Below are 283 nucleotides of genomic sequence, written 5' to 3' on the forward strand. Positions count from 1 at the left end.
TCATGAGCCAGTTGCTGGGCAAGCCGTTCGTGCTCGCGGTGACGGCAGTGTTGGCCTTGGCGATGGGCATGCTGCCCGGTTTTCCGCTGCAGGTGTTTATGTTGTTGGCCGCGGCGCTGGGAGGGTTGTTCTATTACGAGCATCGCAAAGCCAAGCGGGCGGCGGGCGGCGGGGCGCAATCAAGCAGCGCCGGCATGTCCGGCATGGCTGGCGCGGCGGGCGTTTCAGCGGCGGCGGGCGGCAGCGACAGCTCTCTGGGGCTGATCGGCAATCTGGACAAGGT

Annotated in this window: 1 protein-coding gene; it reads left to right on the forward strand. The window is 66.4% G+C overall.

What is annotated here, in order from left to right; genetic code table 11:
* Positions 1–283: FHIPEP family type III secretion protein (locus KVT39_RS36830; RefSeq protein ID WP_217591467.1), on the forward strand; the 283-nt coding region annotated here is incomplete at both ends.

It is taken from the genome of Burkholderia sp. GbtcB21, assembly GCF_019091065.1.
Taxonomy (GTDB): Bacteria; Pseudomonadota; Gammaproteobacteria; order Burkholderiales; family Burkholderiaceae; genus Burkholderia; species Burkholderia pyrrocinia_C.